This is a genomic window from Rhizobium sp. 01T437 (assembly GCF_056398505.1).
Genome location: NZ_JBFTPM010000013.1, coordinates 61,895 through 80,667, shown reverse-complemented (window position 1 = coordinate 80,667; position 18,773 = coordinate 61,895). Strand labels below are relative to the sequence as shown.

At 60.5% G+C, this 18,773-nt stretch carries 17 protein-coding genes; 14 read left to right on the top strand and 3 right to left on the bottom strand.

Features of this window, described 5'->3' with window-relative positions:
• Positions 1-143 precede the first annotated feature (143 nt).
• Positions 144-1,595, top strand: a complete 1,452-nt coding sequence (locus AC1DM5_RS24625) for an aldehyde dehydrogenase (RefSeq protein WP_477820522.1) — start codon at positions 144-146, stop codon at positions 1,593-1,595.
• 26 nt (positions 1,596-1,621) lie between these two features.
• On the opposite strand, the gene AC1DM5_RS24620 is transcribed toward AC1DM5_RS24625, so the two are convergent.
• Together AC1DM5_RS24620 and AC1DM5_RS24615 are read right to left on the bottom strand one after the other, a co-directional pair.
• Positions 1,622-1,858, bottom strand: coding sequence for a hypothetical protein (locus tag AC1DM5_RS24620; protein ID WP_477975906.1), 237 nt, complete (start codon positions 1,856-1,858; stop codon positions 1,622-1,624).
• A 58-nt stretch (positions 1,859-1,916) separates the two neighbouring features.
• Positions 1,917-2,159, bottom strand: coding sequence for a DUF982 domain-containing protein (locus tag AC1DM5_RS24615; protein ID WP_477820524.1), 243 nt, complete (start codon positions 2,157-2,159; stop codon positions 1,917-1,919).
• A gap of 260 nt (positions 2,160-2,419) precedes the next feature.
• Here AC1DM5_RS24615 and arfA point away from each other — a divergent pair, with 260 nt between their 5' ends.
• The 8 genes from arfA (at position 2,420) to AC1DM5_RS24575 (ending at position 10,940) form a co-directional block, all read left to right on the top strand.
• Positions 2,420-3,940, top strand: coding sequence for an arabinosylfuranosidase ArfA (gene arfA / locus AC1DM5_RS24610; protein WP_477820525.1), 1,521 nt, complete (start codon positions 2,420-2,422; stop codon positions 3,938-3,940).
• Between the two features lie 62 nt (positions 3,941-4,002).
• On the top strand, positions 4,003-5,088 hold the full coding sequence (locus AC1DM5_RS24605) for an ABC transporter ATP-binding protein (protein ID WP_477820526.1): 1,086 nt from the start codon (positions 4,003-4,005) through the stop codon (positions 5,086-5,088).
• A gap of 142 nt (positions 5,089-5,230) precedes the next feature.
• A complete protein-coding gene (locus AC1DM5_RS24600) occupies positions 5,231-6,499 on the top strand; it encodes an ABC transporter substrate-binding protein (protein WP_477820527.1) in 1,269 nt (422 codons plus the stop codon).
• 100 nt (positions 6,500-6,599) lie between these two features.
• Positions 6,600-7,433, top strand: a complete 834-nt coding sequence (locus AC1DM5_RS24595) for a carbohydrate ABC transporter permease (protein ID WP_477820543.1) — start codon at positions 6,600-6,602, stop codon at positions 7,431-7,433.
• Between the two features lies 1 nt (position 7,434).
• A complete protein-coding gene (locus AC1DM5_RS24590) occupies positions 7,435-8,259 on the top strand; it encodes a carbohydrate ABC transporter permease (protein WP_113321107.1) in 825 nt (274 codons plus the stop codon).
• 166 nt (positions 8,260-8,425) lie between these two features.
• Entirely contained in the window at positions 8,426-9,349 is a 924-nt protein-coding gene (locus AC1DM5_RS24585; protein ID WP_113321106.1) for an ArsR/SmtB family transcription factor, read from the top strand.
• 262 nt (positions 9,350-9,611) lie between these two features.
• Entirely contained in the window at positions 9,612-10,376 is a 765-nt protein-coding gene (locus tag AC1DM5_RS24580; RefSeq protein WP_477975904.1) for a GNAT family N-acetyltransferase, read from the top strand.
• Positions 10,377-10,472: 96 nt separating this feature from the next.
• Entirely contained in the window at positions 10,473-10,940 is a 468-nt protein-coding gene (locus tag AC1DM5_RS24575) for an MEKHLA domain-containing protein (protein ID WP_477820529.1), read from the top strand.
• Between the two features lie 82 nt (positions 10,941-11,022).
• Here the strand turns inward: AC1DM5_RS24575 and AC1DM5_RS24570 are convergent, their stop codons facing one another.
• Complete coding sequence (locus AC1DM5_RS24570) at positions 11,023-12,330, bottom strand: hypothetical protein (protein WP_477820530.1); 1,308 nt, start codon at positions 12,328-12,330, stop codon at positions 11,023-11,025.
• A gap of 411 nt (positions 12,331-12,741) precedes the next feature.
• Between AC1DM5_RS24570 and AC1DM5_RS24565 the strand changes: the two genes are divergently transcribed.
• The 5 genes from AC1DM5_RS24565 (at position 12,742) to AC1DM5_RS24545 (ending at position 18,768) form a co-directional block, all read left to right on the top strand.
• Positions 12,742-13,515 carry a hypothetical protein gene (locus AC1DM5_RS24565; RefSeq protein WP_477820531.1) on the top strand — a complete coding sequence of 258 codons (774 nt, stop codon included), beginning with the start codon at positions 12,742-12,744 and terminating at the stop codon, positions 13,513-13,515.
• Positions 13,516-13,713: 198 nt separating this feature from the next.
• Positions 13,714-14,373 carry a hypothetical protein gene (locus AC1DM5_RS24560; protein ID WP_477820532.1) on the top strand — a complete coding sequence of 220 codons (660 nt, stop codon included), beginning with the start codon at positions 13,714-13,716 and terminating at the stop codon, positions 14,371-14,373.
• 5 nt (positions 14,374-14,378) lie between these two features.
• Positions 14,379-15,686, top strand: a complete 1,308-nt coding sequence (locus AC1DM5_RS24555; protein WP_477975902.1) for a hypothetical protein — start codon at positions 14,379-14,381, stop codon at positions 15,684-15,686.
• Between the two features lie 100 nt (positions 15,687-15,786).
• Positions 15,787-17,664, top strand: a complete 1,878-nt coding sequence (locus AC1DM5_RS24550; protein ID WP_477975900.1) for a hypothetical protein — start codon at positions 15,787-15,789, stop codon at positions 17,662-17,664.
• Between the two features lie 9 nt (positions 17,665-17,673).
• On the top strand, positions 17,674-18,768 hold the full coding sequence (locus AC1DM5_RS24545) for a hypothetical protein (protein WP_477820535.1): 1,095 nt from the start codon (positions 17,674-17,676) through the stop codon (positions 18,766-18,768).
• Positions 18,769-18,773: the final 5 nt, after the last annotated feature.

Sequence of the window (18,773 nt, the reverse complement as noted above, 5' to 3'; positions counted from 1 at the left end):
GTGAGGATCTTCCAATGAAGGACGTCGATCTCCCGGCGTGACCGAGGGATTTGCATGACCCCCGGCAGATGCCGGAAACCAGCAGACATCATCGCGCCAGCCCTTTGGGAGGGACATCAGGCGCATATCTGAAAGGGAACGAGATGGTTGACCTGATGCTTCTCATTGGCGGCCGTGCCATGCCGGCTTCTGACGGCGCGACTTTCGAACGGCTGAACCCGATTACCGGTCAGCTTGCGACGAAGGCGGCCGCGGCAACGCTGGAAGATGCGCATGCAGCGGTTGCCGCTGCTGCCGCGGCCTTTCCGGCCTGGTCGGCGTTGGCGCCGACAGAACGGCGCAAGCGCCTTTCGAAGGCAGCCGACCTCTTGGATTCCCGCACCGGCGAATTCATCGCCGCCATGGCCGAGGAAACGGGAGCAACAGCCGCCTGGGCGGGCTTCAACGTCTATCTCGCCGCCAATATGCTGCGTGAAGCCGCCGCCATGTGTACCCAGATCACCGGCGAAGTGATCCCCTCCGACAAGCCCGGCCTGTTGGCGATGGCCGTGCGCCAGCCGGCCGGCGTCGTCCTTGGCATTGCACCCTGGAACGCGCCCGTCATTCTCGGCGTGCGCGCCGTCGCCCTGCCGCTTGCCTGCGGCAATACTGTCGTCCTCAAGGCGTCCGAGCTTTGCCCGAAGACGCATCATCTGATCGGCGAGACATTGCGGGAAGCGGGTCTCGGCGACGGTGTCGTCAATGTGCTCACCAATGCACCCGCCGATGCTGCATCCGTCGTCGAAAAGCTAATCGCCCATCCGGCGGTACGCCGTGTCAATTTCACCGGCTCGACCCGCGTCGGCCGGATCATCGCCGAGGTCTCCGCCCGCCATTTGAAACCCGTGCTGCTGGAGCTTGGCGGCAAGGCGCCCTTCGTCGTGCTCGATGATGCCGATATCGGCGAAGCCGTGAAAGCCGCTGCGTTCGGCGCCTTCATGAACCAGGGGCAGATCTGCATGTCGACCGAAAGGATCGTCGTCGACGAGGCGGTGGCCGACGAGTTTGCCGATCAGTTCGCCCGCAAGGCCTCGACGCTGGTTGCCGGCGATCCGCGCCAGAGCAATTCGCCGCTCGGCTCGATGATCGGCCTCGATGCGGTTGAACGCGTTAACGGCTTGATTGAGGATGCAGTGTCCAAGGGTGCCCGCCTGCTTGCGGGAGGCCGTGCGATCGGGACCCTGATGGACGCCACGGTGCTCGACCACGTGACGCCATCAATGCGGATCTATGGAGAGGAAAGCTTCGGTCCGGTTGCCTGCATGGTGCGCGTGCGCGGTATCGATGAGGCCGTCCGCGTTGCCAATGACACCGAATATGGCCTGTCCGCCGCCGTCTTCGGAAGGGATGCCGCCCGCGCCATGGAGGTCGCGAGACGGATCGAAAGCGGCATCTGTCATGTGAACGGCCCGACCGTGCATGACGAGGCGCAGATGCCCTTCGGCGGCGTGAAAGCCTCCGGTTATGGCCGCTTTGGCGGCAAGGCCGGCATCAACGAATTCACCGACCTCAGGTGGATGACGGTGGCATCGCAGCCCGGGCACTATCCGATCTGACACCGGCCTTGGCCGGTCGGCAGGCCTCAGAGACGATGGCACACCGTCACGAGATCGGTGCGCGGAATGTAGCGGTATTCGACAATCATATCCGTGCAATCGAGATGCCGGCGCTGCACATAGCGTGCACGAATGACCGGCTTCGGCCGATGCTTGGCGACATGGGGTCGTTCATAACCTCCGATCATGTCGGCAGATATGGCCGGGCCTGTCGAAACGGCGGCCACGGCCAGGGTCAGCAACGATACCAGCAAGGCGCGCATGCAGTCTCCTTCCTCAGAAATATGAGGGGACGCTGCATGTGCGCGTCCGCCCTCGGGCTCAATGTGTGGTTAGTCTTGCTTCTGCTGCCGCCGCGAGAAAATCTTCCCTTGCCGTTTCCAGGCTGACGCGTCCTTCGACGGCGCCCTTGCAGGTATTGCTTGCTTTGACGAATTTCGCTCCCGTGCGCCGCGGCCACATGTCGTGGAGATAGATGAGTGCGTCGAACGGCCCCCTGACGGTCCGGGACCCGGCATTGTCGAACTCGATTTCGACCGGCTCGCTCCATTGGGCATTTGGCATCTGTTTTTCCTCCTCCTGTCGCGAGCGCCACAACGTTGCGGAACAGGATTTGTTCCCGCGCCAGAGATTGATTGGTTAATCGCGGCTTTAACGGTCCGGCGGTGACTGACGATTGGGCCTGAAATGCCTGGTTTCTCACAGATTTCGTCGGTCTTGCGCCATACTAAAACTGATTATTGGATATAAAACAAAATACTTGATTAAAAAATTCGCTGAGAATAGCTTGCTCAAAAATCAAATTCAATAAACGAGGAACATCAATGCGGGCTAAAGCGACCCTGAACAGGGAATTTACCATCTCGACCGTCGATAAGCGCGTCTATGGCTCCTTCTTGGAGCATATGGGCCGCGCCGTTTACACCGGTATTTATGAGCCGGGTCACGAAAAAGCTGATAAGGACGGTTTCCGTACCGACGTTCTTGATATGGTGCGCGATCTCGATATGCCGATCGTCCGCTATCCGGGCGGCAATTTCGTTTCGGCCTATCATTGGGAGGACGGCATCGGCCCGCGCGACCAGCGTCCGACACGTCTTGATCTTGCCTGGCGGACCCGCGAGACCAACCAGATGGGCGTCAACGAATTCGCCGACTGGTCGAAGCTCGCCAAGACCGAGATGATGCTCGCCATGAACCTCGGGTCTCGCGGCCTGAATGACGCGCGCAATTTCCTGGAATATTGCAACCATCCGGGCGGCACCTACTGGAGCGACCTGCGCGCCAAGCACGGATACAAGGACCCGCACAATGTCCGCATCTGGTGCCTCGGCAACGAGATGGACGGCCCCTGGCAGGTCGGTCACAAGACCGCAACGGAATATGGTCTGCTTGCCAACGAAGTCAGCAAAGCCTTCAAATATTTCGACAAGACGCTCGAAACCGTGGTCTGCGGCTCGTCGAACGACAAGATGAAGACCTATCCCGAATGGGAGGCACAGGTTCTCGATGCGAGCTATGACAGCGTCGATTACATCTCGCTGCACAAATATTTCGGCAATGAGGAAAACGACACGCTGAACTACTATGCCAAGGCGATCGAACTCGACCGCTACATCGTCACGATCGGCGGCGTCATCGATTACATAAAGGCGAAGAAGCGCTCCAAGCGCGACGTGAAGATCTGCTTCGACGAATGGAACGTCTGGTATCACGACCGCAAGGAAGACGATCAGCGTTACAAGAACTGGGACTGGCCGGAAGCGCCGCCACTGCTCGAAGAGCTCTATAATCTCGAGGACGCGATCTTCGTCGCCTCGCTGATCAACGTCTTCATCCGCCGCTCCGACCGCGTCAAGATCGCCTGCATGGCGCAGCTCGTCAACGTCATCGCCCCGATCCTGACCAAGGCCGGAGGCCCGGCCTGGCGCCAATCGATCTACTATCCGCTGCAGTTCGCATCGAAGTATGGCCGCGGCACGGCGCTGACGGTTTCGGCCTCCGGTCCGACCTATGATTGCGATGTGGCGCAGGACGTTCCCTACCTCGATCTTTCGGCCGTGCTGCAGGAGGATGGCAAGAGCATCGCGCTCTTTGCAATTAACCGCAGTCTCGATGAGGCGATCGATCTCGATGTCGCCCTGCAGGGCTTCAAGGGCGCGAAGGTCATCCAACATCACACGATGGCGGGCGAGGACCTGAAGGCGCGCAACTCCGTCGAGGATCAGAACCGTATCGTGCCGACGGCAGGATCCGGCCTCCAGGTCACCGACGAGGGCAGGCTCACCGGATCGCTGCCGGCGAAATCCTATCATTTCATCCTGCTGTCCGTCGCTTCGGCGTGAGCTGATCGCCATCGGGGCAGCTAGAGGAGGCTGCCCCCCTGGAGTGCCTATCGGGAGGATATATGTCTGGGATAAAACTGACTGACGTCAGGAAGTCGTTCGGGGCCTTCGCGGTCATCCACGGCGTTGATATCGAGATCGAACAGGGTGAGTTTGCCGTTTTCGTCGGCCCTTCCGGCTGCGGAAAATCGACGCTTTTGAGGATGATTGCGGGGCTCGAGGAAACGAGCGGCGGGCAGATCAGCATCGAGAATGAAGATGTCACGCACAGGGAAGCATCGAAGCGCGGCGTTGCCATGGTCTTCCAGTCCTACGCGCTCTATCCGCATCTTTCCGTCTTCGAAAACATGGCGTTTAGCCTATCGATCGCCAAGCGTCCGAAGGCGGAGATTCAAGAGAAGGTGAAGGCGGCCGCCGATATTCTTCGCCTTGGCGATTATCTCCAGCACAAGCCGAGCCAGCTTTCCGGCGGCCAGCGCCAGCGCGTGGCGATCGGCCGCGCCATCGTGCGCGAACCGCGCGTCTTCCTGTTCGACGAGCCGCTGTCCAATCTCGATGCCGAATTGCGCGTGAAAATGCGCATGGAAATCGCCCGCCTGCACCGGCAGATCGGAGCGACCATGGTCTACGTCACCCATGACCAGGTCGAGGCGATGACGCTTGCCGACAAGATCGTTGTCCTGAAGGAAGGCATCGTCCAGCAGGTCGGCGCACCCCTGGAGCTCTATCGCGATCCGCAGAACATGTTCGTCGCCGGCTTCATCGGATCGCCGGGCATGAACTTCCTGAAGGGTAAGGTCATCGGCGCCGGACAGGGCTCTGCCCGCGTCGAGCTCGATGACGCGCCGGGCCAGGCTTTCGAACTGCCGACACGTACGCCGGTCGCCGAAGGCGCTGCCATCAATATTGGCGTCCGGCCCGAGCATATCGCGCTCAACAACGGGGAAGCCGGCCTGACGCTGCCCGTCACCGCCGAGTTTACCGAAGAGCTTGGCGGCACCGGATATCTTCACGTGCTCACCGCAACCAATGCGGAGATGACGGTCGAGTGCCGCGAAAGCAGGCCTCAGCCGAAGGAGAAGATCAGCCTCTCTCTGAGAGTGCCTGAGATGCTGGCTTTCGATGCCGAAGGCAGAAGGCTCAGCTGATTGAGCGGGTCCGGAGCTTGAGATCCGGAGACCGGAAAGGAATGCAGGAGATCTTGATCGCGCGCCTTTGGAGGAGGCTCGCGGCAAAAGTCATACCGTGACACGGGATGATCCCAACCCATGCTTCAGAGGAGGAACAAACGTGAGAAAGCTTTTAAAACTTGCCGTTTCGGCGGCCATCGCATTGCTGCCCTCGGCAGCCGCATTCGCACAGACTGATATTACCTGGTGGGATTTTTTGAGCGGCGGCGACGGCGTGCGCATGAAGGCGCTCATCAAGGAATTCAACGACACCCATCCCGACATCAAGATCAATGCCACGACGCTGGAATGGGGCGTGCCCTTCTACACCAAGGTGCAAACGTCGGCTGCCGTCGGCCAGCAGCCCGACATCATGACCTATCATATGTCGCGCTATCCGCTTGCCGTGCCGACCGGCATCCTGCGTCCCTTCACGGACGAGGAACTGGCTTCCGCCGGCATCAAGAAGGAAAACTATGTTGATGCGGCCTGGAAGCAGGCGACCTTCGACAACAAGGTCTACGGCATTCCCTTCGACGTCCATTCGATCGTTCTCTATTACAACAAGAACATCCTGAAGGAAGCCGGCCTGCTCGGCGACGACGGTCTGCCGAAGGGTCTCGACGGTCTCGACAATTTCAATGCTGCGCTCGACAAGATCAAGGCGACGGGCAAGGTGGAATATCCGCTGTCGCTGCACACGGACGAAGGCGGCTCCATGTGGCGCGTCTTCTATACGCTTCTCTCTCAGCAGGGCGCCAAGTTTATCGACGGTGACCAGATCCTGCCGGGCGATGCCGGCGTAAAGGCGCTGAAGACCATGGCGAACTGGGTCTCTTCAGGCTATTCGCCGAAGCTGATTTCCTATGAAGCCTCGATCGCGCTCTTCACCTCGGGCAAGGCTGCGATGCACGTCAACGGCGTCTGGGAAGTGCCGACCATGACCGACCTCGCAAAGAAGGGTGAGCTCGGCTTCGAATGGGGGGCTATCGAAATCCCGAACCTGTTGGGCACGCAGGCCACCTGGGCGGACTCGCATTCCTTCGCCATTCCAAACAGCGAGAGCAAGCCGATCACGCCTGAAAAGCTGAAGGCCGTGCTGCAGACCATCGCCTGGATGAACGAGCACAGTATCTCCTGGGCAAGTGCTGGCCATATCCCCGCTTACAAGCCGGTGACGGACAGCAAGGAATTCAAGGAAATGCAGCCGAACGCCACCTATGCGAAGCTTGCCGATACCGCCGTCTTCGACCCGGTCTCCAAGCTCGCGGGCGTTGCCGGCCCGATCTACGAGGCAACGCAGAATTTCGTGGTTCCCGCACTCAACGGTCAGCTCGATCCGGAAGATGCGATCGAACAGATGCGCGAAGAGCTGCAGAGCCAGCAGTGAGAAGATGCTGGCCGGAGTCTGTCTCCGGCCAGCCCTTCGTCCAGGGAGATGATCTGTGGTCAATACTGAAAAGCGACGCAAGACGCTGACGGCGATCGTCATGATCGCGCCGTTCCTGATCGCCTATGCGACCGTCTTTGCCTATCCGGTCTACAAGATGTTCGCCTTGAGCTTTACCGACGCCCCGCTCGTTGGCGAAGGTCAATGGGTGGGCTTCGACAATTACGTGAAGCTCTTCCACCAGAAGCTCTTCTACACTTCGGTCTGGAATACCGGATATTTCGTCGTGCTGACGGTCATCCCGAACACGCTGATCGGCCTTGGCCTGGCGCTGATGGTCGTGCGCCTGAAAGGCTGGGTGCAGAGCCTGGTGCTGGTGCTCTTCTTCATCCCCTATATTCTTCCGGTTTCCGTTGTCACCCAGATTTGGAAATGGGTCCTCGACCAGCAATTCGGGATCGCGCAATTCATCATCGAGGCCTTCACCGGCGGGCGGGTCAGTGTCTTCCGCGATCCGATCTGGGCAATGCCGATGGTGGCGCTCGTGACCGTGTGGTGGACCAACGGCTTCAACCTGCTGCTCTTCATCGCCGGCCTGCGCAACATTCCCCACGATTATTACGAGGCGGCGATGCTCGATGGTGCGACGCGCTGGCAATGCTTCAAGCGCATCACCTGGCCGTTGATCTGGCCGGTGACCGCGCTGGTACTGACATTGCAGCTTATCCTGCAGCTCAAGATCTTTGACCAGGTCTATCTCTTGACCGAGGGGGGGCCATTCAATTCCACCTATGTGCTCTTGCAGCTTGTCTATCGCGAGGCCTTTCGATCGAACCATGGCGGTCTCGGCTCTGCCGTCGCGGTGATCCTGTTCGTCATCATCGTCGTCGTCTCAGTGCTGCAATATCAGCTCTTGCGTGTGAGGGAGCGCTGAGATGCCCGGCAAGACAATCGGCAACGCGCTGCTTCTGATCCTCACGCTGGTGATCGCCTGCACCTGGGCTTTCCCGATCTATTGGGCGATCGTGACATCCATCAAGCCGGAACAGGATGTAGTCAACAAGACAACCCTTTTCCCTGACGTCTTCAATTTCTCGGCCTATTACTACGCCCTCTTCGAGACGAAGCTTTCGACATGGTATTTGAACTCCATCGTCACCTCGGTGAGCGTGACCGTCGTCGTCATCTTCATCAGCGTCATGTGCGCCTACGCACTGTCGCAGATCGTCTTTCCCGGCCGCAAGCTTCTCTACGGCATTATCCTGGCAAGCTTCATGGTGCCTTCGCAGGCGCTGGTGATTTCGCAGTTCGTGCTGATGCATAAGCTGAACCTGATCAACACCTGGGGCGGCATCATCCTGCCGCAGCTGATCGTTCCCGTGGTCGTCATCGTCTACAAACAGTTCTTCGATTCCGTGCCGAAGGAACTGCGCGAGGCGGCAAAACTCGATGGCTGCGGCGAGTTCCAGATCCTGTTCAAGCTCTATCTGCCGCTGAACTGGGGGATTACCACAGCACTTGCCATCATCACCTACATCATGGCGTGGAATGCCTTCCTCTGGCCGTTCCTCGTGACCAACTCCGACGACATGATGACGATCACGGTCGGCATTACCCAGACGAGAGATGCCTTCGGCGTCAAATATGCGCGCGATATGGCGGTGGCGATCCTTGCCGCCATGCCGGTCGCCGTCGCCTACCTCCTGTTCCAGAAACGCGTAACGCAGGCCCTGATGCTGTCATCGGGCATCAAGGGATAAGTGCATGAGAGATTTGCTTCCGGGCCGAGGTGAGAAGGCCCTGCCGGTCCGCGAGAGCTCTCCCGAGGCGCGGACCGGCGCTCACGAAAAAGAGCGGCGACATGGGACATGACGCCGTGATATCAGCTGAAACCAGGAAGAAAGACTGGAGAACCAGTATTAAAGTATGGAGACGAAACTTCTAACCGTCGATCCGATGAGGGACGTTGACGTCGTCCAGGCTCTCGGCTCTCCGACGCGTATCGAAATCCTCAACCTGCTGCGCCAGAAGGGGCCGCTGAATGTCAACGACATTGCGGCGCAGATGCGCTTGCCGCAATCGACGACGGCAACCAATCTGAAGTCGCTCGAGCAGGCAGGCCTCATCCAGACCCAGACGATGAAGGCGACGAAGGGAAATCAGAAGGTCTGCTCCAGCATCTACGATGAAATCCTGATCCGCTTCGATACCAACGGCACCAAGGCGAGCGAGGATGTAGTCACCGTCAGCATGCCGATCGGCCTCTTCACCGAATTCGACGTGGGGGCGCCTTGCGGGCTCTGTTCGGTCAACAACGTCATCGGCATGCTCGACGTGCAGGAGGTCTTCCTCGACCCGCAGCGCATGCAGGCGGCATTGCTCTGGTTTACCCGGGGTTATGTCGAATACAAGTTTCCCAACAACGCCAAGGTCTCCGGCAAGAAGATCCGCAAGGTGGAATTCTCGGCCGAACTGAGCTCCGAGACGCCGGCCACGAATGCCAACTGGCCTTCCGACATTTCGATCTGGGTCAACGGCATCAAGGCCGGGCACTGGACCTCACCCGGCGATTTCGGCGACCGCCGCGGCATGTATTCGCCCTCGTGGTGGAAGCTGTCCGGCTCGCAATACGGCAAGCTCAAGACGTGGACGATCGACGAGACCGGCACCTGGATCGATGGCGCCATGGTTTCAACCCAGACCATCGCCTCGCTGCGCATACCCGATCACCACTCGATCCGCTTTCGCATCGGCATCGACGAAAAGGCCGACAATCCAGGTGGGATGAACCTCTTCGGCAAGGGGTTTGGTGATTTCGACCAGGATCTGGTCATGTCGATCTATTTCTGACGGACGATGAACGCACGACGATTGCCGCAACAGTTTGCGGCGCAATTGAACAGCCTGTCTACGCTCTCGATGGCTACCCTTAACCTCTTTTAACCGGCCTACACTTTATTCGTGAATGCGATGCAGGTTATCTCGACGCCCGCGATACCACTCCTGAAGGGAAGGGAGAATCCGCCAGGGCTTGCGCAGCGGCTCTCAGTGGCCCGTCATTTAAAGAGGAAGCAAATTGAGTATTTCAAGCGACAGAATTTCCTGGGAAGAGATGATCGAGGCCAAGGCTTTCATTGATCTGGCGAGGATCACACCCCAACCCTTTAAAGACGGCGTCGAGTTTGCCTGCATGCCGGTGGGCACCGGCTGCGCCATTTCGCTGCCCACAGCTCCTGCCATTGGGCTCAATCGCATTTTTGCCTTGAATGACAGAGACGAACTCAATCTCGCATTCGAGTGGATGAAGACCAAAACAGGCAGGCGGCATATCCAGATCCGCGAAACCACTGCCGCCAACGAGCTGCGTGGCTGGATACTGGATCACGGACTGGTCGAAAACGGTGCCTGGATGAAACTCACGCGGCCTGCCCCATCCGCTCCGCTTGCAATCGAAGGACCTGTGCAGACGCGCTTGGCCGGTATCGATGACGCGCCGATTTTCGGCAGGCTGATGTGCGCAGGTTTTGGTTTCCCGACGGAGCTTGAGCCGTTGTGGTCATGCCTGGTCGGCAAGAAAGGCTGGGCCTGCTTCATTGCGGAATTGGAGGGAACGACGATCGGAACCGGGGCGATGTTCGTGGAGGACGGATGCGCATGGCTGGGAGGCGGAACGACACTTGGCGAGTACCGGAACCGCGGCACGCAAAAGGCGCTGATCAATGCTCGATTGAACGAGGGCGTCGCGCAGGGCGTTTCTCTCTTTGCCGTGGAGACGGCCGAACCTCAGGAAGATCAACCGAACATCTCCTTCGCCAACCTGACGAAAGCAGGCTTCAAGCCATCCTATATCCGCAAGAACTATCTCCTGCCGAATTAAGCCCTTCCCATCGGTGCGGATTGCCGCACCGATGCCATATCCCGTGACTAGATCGGAACAGGCTCGTGAAGCGGCCGCACTGGAGAAGGAAACGAGATGCAGTTGAACGGCGAATTGAACCCGAACGATCCCGAATTCTTTGAACTTCTCACTGGGAGCTTCCGGCGCCTTGTCGGCCGAGACCTTCTCCCGAGGGATCGGGGGCCCGAGTGGCTTTACGGCGATGCCCCGTTTGTGGTCCTTGCACACAATGCCGCGCCCGATCCCGTCTTTGTCTATGCCAATGGTGCAGCACAGAGGCGGTTCGGGTATAGCTGGAGCGAGTTCGTAAAGCTGCAATCCCGGTTGTCCGCTGGCCCAAGCGAGCGGTCAGAGCGTCAGGCGTTGCTCGATGCGGTGGCACGAAACGGGTTTATGACGGGTTATCGTGGCTTGCGGGTCACGAAGTCGGGCAGCCGGTTCTGGATGGAAGACGGAATAGTCTGGCAGCTCCGGAACGCAGAAGGACAGGATTTCGGCCAGGCGGCGACATTCTTGCAGTGGGCCGAGGTAGCGCCCACCTAAATCATCGATGGCGGTTGGTCGTCATGTCGCGCTTTTCCTCAATCGAGTTGCTGCCGGAACGCCTCACAGTAGGCGTGCTAGGTCAACCAAATCGCCTCGGCGTCGGGGTCACACGCGCTGCCTGACTCCGAATGCGACCGACCGCACGTTTTCCGACAACCGAAAGCGCAGCGTTCTGGATATTCTGGCCATTGGCAACGCCCTTCACGAAGGCAAGTGCATCGGCCGCGTAGGGGGACGGCGGCAAAACCCGACCTGCGGCAGCGAAAGCCGCATCCTGCAGTTTCTTGCCCTGGGCGAGCGCCAGGGCTCCGTCGAACGCCGCCTTTGCCGCAGGCCCGCCGGGCAGGCGGTCGCGTGCGGCAGCCAATAATGACTGTCCGATGTTCTTGCCGCTGGCAAGGTTGAGCGCGACGTCGAAAGCGGTCTGGGCGATCGCCCCTCCGGGGACAGCGCTGCGTGCTGCCGATAGCAGCGCCTGCGTTATCGGCTTGCCGGCAGCGAGTGCATTGGCAGCGCCGAGAGCGGCTGCGACCCCGGTGCCGATACCCGGCACGAAGGGAGCAACCATCTCGGCCAGTCGAAGCTGATCGCGTGCGGCATCGATCTGGCCCTTGACTGCTCCCTTCAGAGCACGGTCGAGGCGCTCTCCCTTCGCAACCCTCACGCCGGCGTCAAGCGCAATGGCAGCCGGCCCGGCGGCGAGCCGGACTGCACTGGCACCCATGCGGGCGATATCGCCAATCACCGGGATGCGGCCGACGGCCTTGGCCGCACTACCGACGACATTGGATACTTTCTTGACCACCTTGCCGACGCTGCGCACGAGGCCACCGAGAAAATACTCCATCTGCGGGTCGTAATCGAAAGGGTCGAAGGAAGGCGTCTGTTCGCTTTCCCATTCACCTTCGGATTCGAGCACTGTTGCGAGGGCCGGCGCATAGAGTTCAGCTGCAGCCGCCAGCGCGCCGAGCGCTTCGCGGCGGCCGCCATAGCCGCCAAACTCCTCGATCGCGTGGCGTGCAGCCTCGCCGGAAAGCCGTACGAAGCGCCGGCTCTCGGCCAAGGCGCGGCGACGGCTGTCAGTCTCGCCGAACTCCATGTCGAACTGGCTGTCCGGGCTGCCGCTCAACAGCCGGCGGCCGGCGATATTCTTGAGAAGGCCGCCCATCGCAGCGCCGAGCTGTGGGCTGAGCATCCCGCCGGAGCTTGCGGCAGCATGGGCGAGTGTGGCGCCGAGCAGGTGATCGAAACTCTCTTCAGATCTGCTGCGCGAAAGGCGAATGCCGAGTTCGAATACCTCCGCTTCGCTCAGCGCCTCGTCAAATACCGGGATCCGGGTGCGGCCCACGATGTGGTTTCCATAAGACGGCTCAATTGCGATCGTCATCTCAGTTTCTCCGCGGTTGATCGGCTTGGATGGCCGCGATCTCCTCCTGCAAGCGGGGTGCCAAGCCGAAGGATCGACGCGCATGAGCGCAAGCAAGGTGGCTGAAAGAGAGCGGGCGATCAGTCGTTAGCCAGGAAGCATGAATGAAAACAGTTTCTTGGCTCTACAGCTCCTTGCTGCGCGGGCTTGCTCGTTTGCCCCTCGCAGATCCGCCGGTCTCCTCGTCCATACCGAAAATACTTTCGCAAGAATCCGTTGATTCTTGATCGACGGCGAAAGCTGCTTCGGTACCTTCCGAAAACACAATGAATAAAATCAAAGGGTTAGATTTGGCACGGAAGTTGCGAAGCTCTCTTTGTCACCGCAGGCGTCGCGCCGGCGAAACGAGTTTCAAAACTGGAGAGCATGACGATGAACGGTTTCGAGAAGGAAGCATTCGTAAGGGATGCATTCGAGTTGAGCCCGCAGAACGAAGCTTTCGAGAGCGAGTTCGAATGGGGCGGCGAGGCGGAGGCCGAATGGGGCCATGAAGCCGAAGCGGAATGGGGAGGCGAGGCCGAAGCCGAATGGGAGGCCGAAGGAGAGGGTGAGTCGGAGGCCGGCTGGGGCGGCGAATATGAGTGGGAAGCCGAATCCGAAGCTCTCGGCGAAGCCGAGGTCATGGAACTTGCCGGCGAACTCCTCGAGGTCACCAGCGAAGCCGAGCTCGATCTCTTTCTCGGCAATCTCATAAAAAGCGCCGGTCGCGCCATCGGCCAGGCGGTGAAGTCGCCTGTCGGCCAGGCGATCGGAGGGTTTCTCAAAAGTGCTGCAAAGAAGGCGATTCCGCTTGCCGGCGGAGCGCTTGGCGGTCTTGTCGGCGGCCCGCTGGGCGCTCAGATCGGCAGCGGCCTTGCTTCTGCGGCCGGCAATGCGATCGGCCTGGAGGCCGAGATGGAGGCAGAAGATCGCGAATTCGAAGGCGCCAAGAATTTCGTGCGCATGGCCGGCGATGCCGTCAACAAGGTTCTGACGTCCTCTCCGAGCGGCGATCCCACGGCTGCTGCCAAGGCCGCCGTCACGGAAGCCGCGGGTAAGTTCGCCCCCGGCCTGCTGCCGGGCGTCGGCGGCCGTCACCGCCACCATCGTCCGCAAAGTGGCCGTTGGCATCGCCAGGGCCACAACATCGTCATCGTCGGCATCTGAGGCCGCACAGCGTTTGAAGAGGAGGCTGCAATGCCCACACCGCTCAAGCCTGGTGATAGCAATTTCCGTGCCCGCCGCAGGGCAAGGCTGTCGGTTGGCCGCGCCGCGCACTGCGACGGATGCGGCGAGCCCTTGGGGCAGTGCAGTTGCGGTCCGCAGGCCCCTGGCCAAGGCGGCAGAACCTTATGGAGAAATTCGATGCATGACCTGGATCGCGTGCGCCTCGAGCTTGGCTCGCGGGAACGGCAGCTTGAAGCCGAACAGTTCGAATTCAACGAGACCGAGGCGTGGAGCGGCGAAGCCGAGACAGTCTTCGGCGAGATGGAGAACATGGAACTCGCCAGCGAATTGCTTGAGGTCGGCAGCGAAGCCGAGCTCGAATATTTCCTTGGTGGCCTGATCAAGAAGGCTGGCCACGCATTGGGCGGCTTCATCAAGTCGAGCGACGGGCAGGCGCTGGTCGGCATGCTCAAGAAAGCTGCCGGCAAGCTTCTCCCGCAAGCCGGTGCGGCGCTCGGCGGGGCAATCGGCGGTTCCGAGGGAGCGCGCCTTGGCGGTCAGGCCGCTTCACTTGCGGGCCGCGCCTTCGGCCTCGAACTGGAGGGATTGAGTAATGAGGACCGTGAATTCGAGGTGGCGCGACGCTTCGTCGATCTTGCAGGCGAGGCGGTCAAGAACCTCGTGCAGGCATCACCGGGGCGGGCTAACGGCAGTGGCGCCACCGGCGCGCTTGCCGCCGCTATCCAGGCCAAGGCACCAGGTCTCGTCCCATCAACAGCCGGCCTGCCGCACCACAAGCGCGCAAAAAGCGGCAATTGGGTTCGGCGCGGCCATACGATCATTCTCATCGGAGCCTGAGAGCCATGTCCGCCGCTCCACTTGCGCATTGGATGCTGGAACAGGAGGCGAGGGCCCTGCTTACACGGCTCGCCCGGCTCAAGCCCTTCGTGCTCAACCAGCCGATGGTGCCGGCGGCAAGCTTCCTGCCCACCGCCCAGCTCGCGATCGAGCGCTTCCTCGCCAAGGGGCGCAGCGAACTGAAGCGTCGCATTCGCCAATTCATCGTCTGGGTCAATGGCCCGGGCAGATGGGCGCCGGCAGCCGACGCACAGCAACGTTTCGTCTTTCTCAGACTGCGTTTCAACGCGGTGCTCTCGCAGCTCGATCTGTTCGACCATGTGCTTGCACAGCGCGGACAGAACGAGCTTGGCGTCTGGCTTTCGGGCCTCGACGCTGTGTCTTCCGACGCGTTGGCGCTGCCCGAATATTACAAGGCGCCGCCGGTGATCTGTTATCTCGATCGCGGCGTGGGAGCAGCCATCCGGCGCGTGCGCACGCGCCTGCCTGGTGGCGGTGAAAACCCTGTCTCGATCATCCGCATTCCGCGCGAGCGGATGATCAGCAGCGGCATCTCCTCGTCGCTGATCCATGAGGTCGGACATCAGGGCGCCGAACTTCTCGGCCTCGTCGCTTCGCTACGGCCGGCAATACTTGAAAAAGGTTCAAGATCCAGGGATCCGCTGGTCTGGAATCTCTGGGAGCGCTGGGTTTCCGAAGTGATCTCGGATTTCTGGTCCATCGCCCGCCTCGGTATTGTATCGACGCTTGGCCTGATCGGTGTGGTCGGCCTGCCGCGACCCTTCGTGTTCCGGCTCAATGTCGACGATCCGCACCCCATGCCCTGGATCCGGGTCAAGCTCAGCTGCGCGATCGGCGACGCGCTCAACCCGCATCCGCAATGGCAGCGGGTCGCCCGTGTCTGGGAGAGTTACTATCCGCTCGACAGGCTCTCACGTGTCCAACGGGACCTGATCCTGCGGCTGGAGGCAAGCCTGCCAGCCTTTGCCGAACTCCTCGCCGGTCATCGGCCGGCCTCGCTCAGAGGACGTTCGCTTGCCGAGGCGCTGGAGGCGCACGACCGCCGTCCCGAACGGCTCGGCTCCCTGTTTCAGATATGGCGGCGCGAACCCGCGCAAATGTACGGGGCGCCACCCTCGCTCGTCTTCGCCGCCATCGGCCAGGCCAAGGCGGACGGGCATCTCGGCCCTGAGGACGAGAGCGAGCTTCTGGCCCGGCTTCTGACCCATTGGGCCATCGGCAGCACATTGAATGTCGTCCCGGTCTGGACAGCCTTGCCTGGCCGGCAACCGCAAACCATCCCTGCAATCTGACGCTGGAGTAACGAGCATGAAACCCGTAGCCTCTTCTTCGCAACATCACTGGAGCTGCCGTATCTTTTATTCGCCCACGAAACTCTATGGGGATTCGCAGGTGGAGGTTGGTGTCCTGCTGCATCATCCGGAGATCGGAGAGGTGGATATCGGCAAATATCCGGAATTCTATAGCCTCTTCGAATATCGATACAGGCTCGATGAAACTACCCTCTTTAATGCGGACGGATCGGAAGTCTTTACGAACCCGGATCACCTTAAGCTGCCGCATGTCCCTGATGGGTCACATATCCTTACCGTCGAGCTGACATACCCCGCCGCGGAAATGCGAACCCTGTTCAAAGGCGACCAGTATTTCAACAGGGTGCCTCTGGTTCCGGAGCGCCTGAGAGCCGATCAAGCCATTGAGATTTCGGGTCGACATGATCTCCCGACGAAGGTGGCGTTGCAGCGCACGGCCTCTTCCCCGACGCAAGACCAGGCGCTGTGGGCGGCGATCCGCAATCGTACGTCCGCAACGAGCTTCCCCCGTTATCAGCGCTTCATCAATACATTGCTGGTTGACAAGGGAGGCTTCGACAAGGCGGTCCAGACGGTAGAGCGTGAACTCAACGATCTGGATATCGACGGGAGACGCCAATCGCTTGGTGTGTTCGGTCCACATTCTTATGGCATTCTCAAACTCGCCACCCAGGCCTTTCTGACGTTGGAGAGCGGCGTGGCGATCCGCGAGCGCGACGCCTTTGGTGAACGCGATGACATTTTCAGTGCCGAACATGAAGATGTCCGCATGGAACGGGAGGGGGTTACCGCCCGCGGTCTGGAAAGGCGTCTTCGCAGCTATCTCAGGACCTCTGACGGGCAGCCTGTCGCTCTGCCCTATCTCAAGCGTATTGTCCGCGCCTTCATCAGCCTGGACAAGGATGATCCAGCAAAGCCGGAAACTTCGCCTTTCAGCGAAGGCATTCTATCGCATCGTTTCACGTCCCCCAGCATGCTGGAGCTGATCTGGTCCTACTGGCTGGAGGAGGGCATGCTCGTGCAGACGATCAACGCCATCGCCCTGCGCTTCCAGAACCGCCGCAGTTCACCGCAGGACCCGCTCGGCGAGCTGGAATTCGATCCGCTGCGTCCGCTCAACAATCTTCTCTGGGGCTATATCCAGGACGAGCACAACCGCCTTACGGTGTCGCGGCGTGCCTATGAATATCAACATCACTATGGCCTCGTTCTGCAAGGCAAGGCGGTCCGCGACATGGCGCCGGCCGATACCCGCTCCAAATTCATCGAGGCTTTCCACAATCTCCTTTACCGCACCAGCATGTTCTACCGGGAGGATCGCGATACAACAGTCATCGCCGATGCATTTCCGCTCCTGAATGCGCTGAAGGAAGTCCATCTCATTCTGGCCGAAGGAGCGCATAACCAGTTCGGCGACCTGACCTGGACGGCGCGTGGCGAGATGCTGATCAATCAGTGGATGCTGGCGCGACCCGAGATGCGCGAATTTCTGCGCGGCCGCTACATGGTGCCCTATCAGGAAGGGTGGATGGGTGCGGTCGATTGCATGAAGAAGCTGCAGGGCTGGTCCGATACCTCGATCACGCATTTCCACGAGCTGGCCGTGACGGGCGAGCGCATCCTGCTATCCATCCGTTACGGGGATTGGGTCGACATCAACAATATCGAGGAGCAGGCCAAGAACTGGGCCCGCAGCTGCAAGCCCGAGATCCAGCGCTACCTGCACGGCTACCAAGCCGTCACCGGTGTCGATCTTGCCGCCGAGACGACCGAGGCGCAGGACGGCACAGGCAGGCTCACTCAACCGTCGAAGCTCCTGCAGCGGCGCCTGGTGGCCCAGCGCAGTGGTTCTTTGGGACGGCGGCAAGCCAGCATGCGCACCATCGGGTCCTCTACCGCTTCGCCTGAGGAAATGCAGCCGGTGCGGCCGGCCCAGAAATATCTCGCCGAGAAGTAGGCTAGGGCCATGCCCGACTTTACCTCGGCCCTTTATCTGGGCCTCACCCACGACCATGGCTCACTCCGGCCATGGCGGCAACTGACGACCGGGCGCCCGGCGGCGCTCGGTTCTTCCCGGGAGGCCGAAGAACTCGAATGCGCGCTTGCTCACTTTCTGGGCTGCGGCGCCGTCGCGATCGGGCCTTCGACATTTCACCTGTTCTGGGACCTGTTCGACATGTTCGCTGAGTACGATATTACCGTTCACATCGATAGCGGTGCCTATGTGATCGCTCGCTGGGCAGCTGACAATATCGGCGGACGCGGCGTGCCAGTATATGCGTTCGGCACCCATGATGTCGGCGCCCTAAGAGCCTCCCTCGCCCTCCGGCCCGCAAAACATATGCCGCTTGTGCTCGTCGATGGATTGAACCCGCTCAGCGGGCAGCCTGCTCCCCTGCCTGACAATCTCGATCTTATCCGGCAGCGTAAAGGATGGCTCATTATCGACGATACGCAGGCGCTCGGCATCTTGGGCAGCCAGCCGAATCCCGCCCGCCCCTGGGGTATCGGTGGGGCGGGCACGCCAGCCTGGTTTGGACTGGCAGACCCGCGCGTCATACGCATCGCCTCGCTTGCCAAGGGCTTCGGCGCGCCGCTTGCGCTGATCGGCGGCAGTCGGTCGCTCATCGAACGCTTCAAGGCGGTCAGCAAGACGCGCCTCCACTGCAGCCCGCCCTCGCAGGCAGACCTTGCGGCGGCACATTGGGCGCTGGCCGTCAATTTCCGACATGGTGAAGCCCTTCGCCAACGCTTGCTCTACTTGATCTGTTCGTTTCGGCAGGGGCTGAGAAGGTTGGGCCTTGCGGCCCAGGGCGGGTATTTCCCAGTCCAGACCCTGATCCTGCCGGCGCACGTGAGGGCCAGCGGACTGCACACAGCGCTCGAATGGCTGGGTGTCACCACGGTCCTGCATCTTGCACGTGAGGGCGGTGAAGCCCTCGTCAGCTTCCTTTTCAACGCGAGCCATAGCCTCGCAGACATAGAGGCGGGGCTCGAAGCCCTGCGTCTGTTCGTCACCACCCGCACGCGACAGAAACCAGCCTTGCTAATCCAGGAGTAACAGCC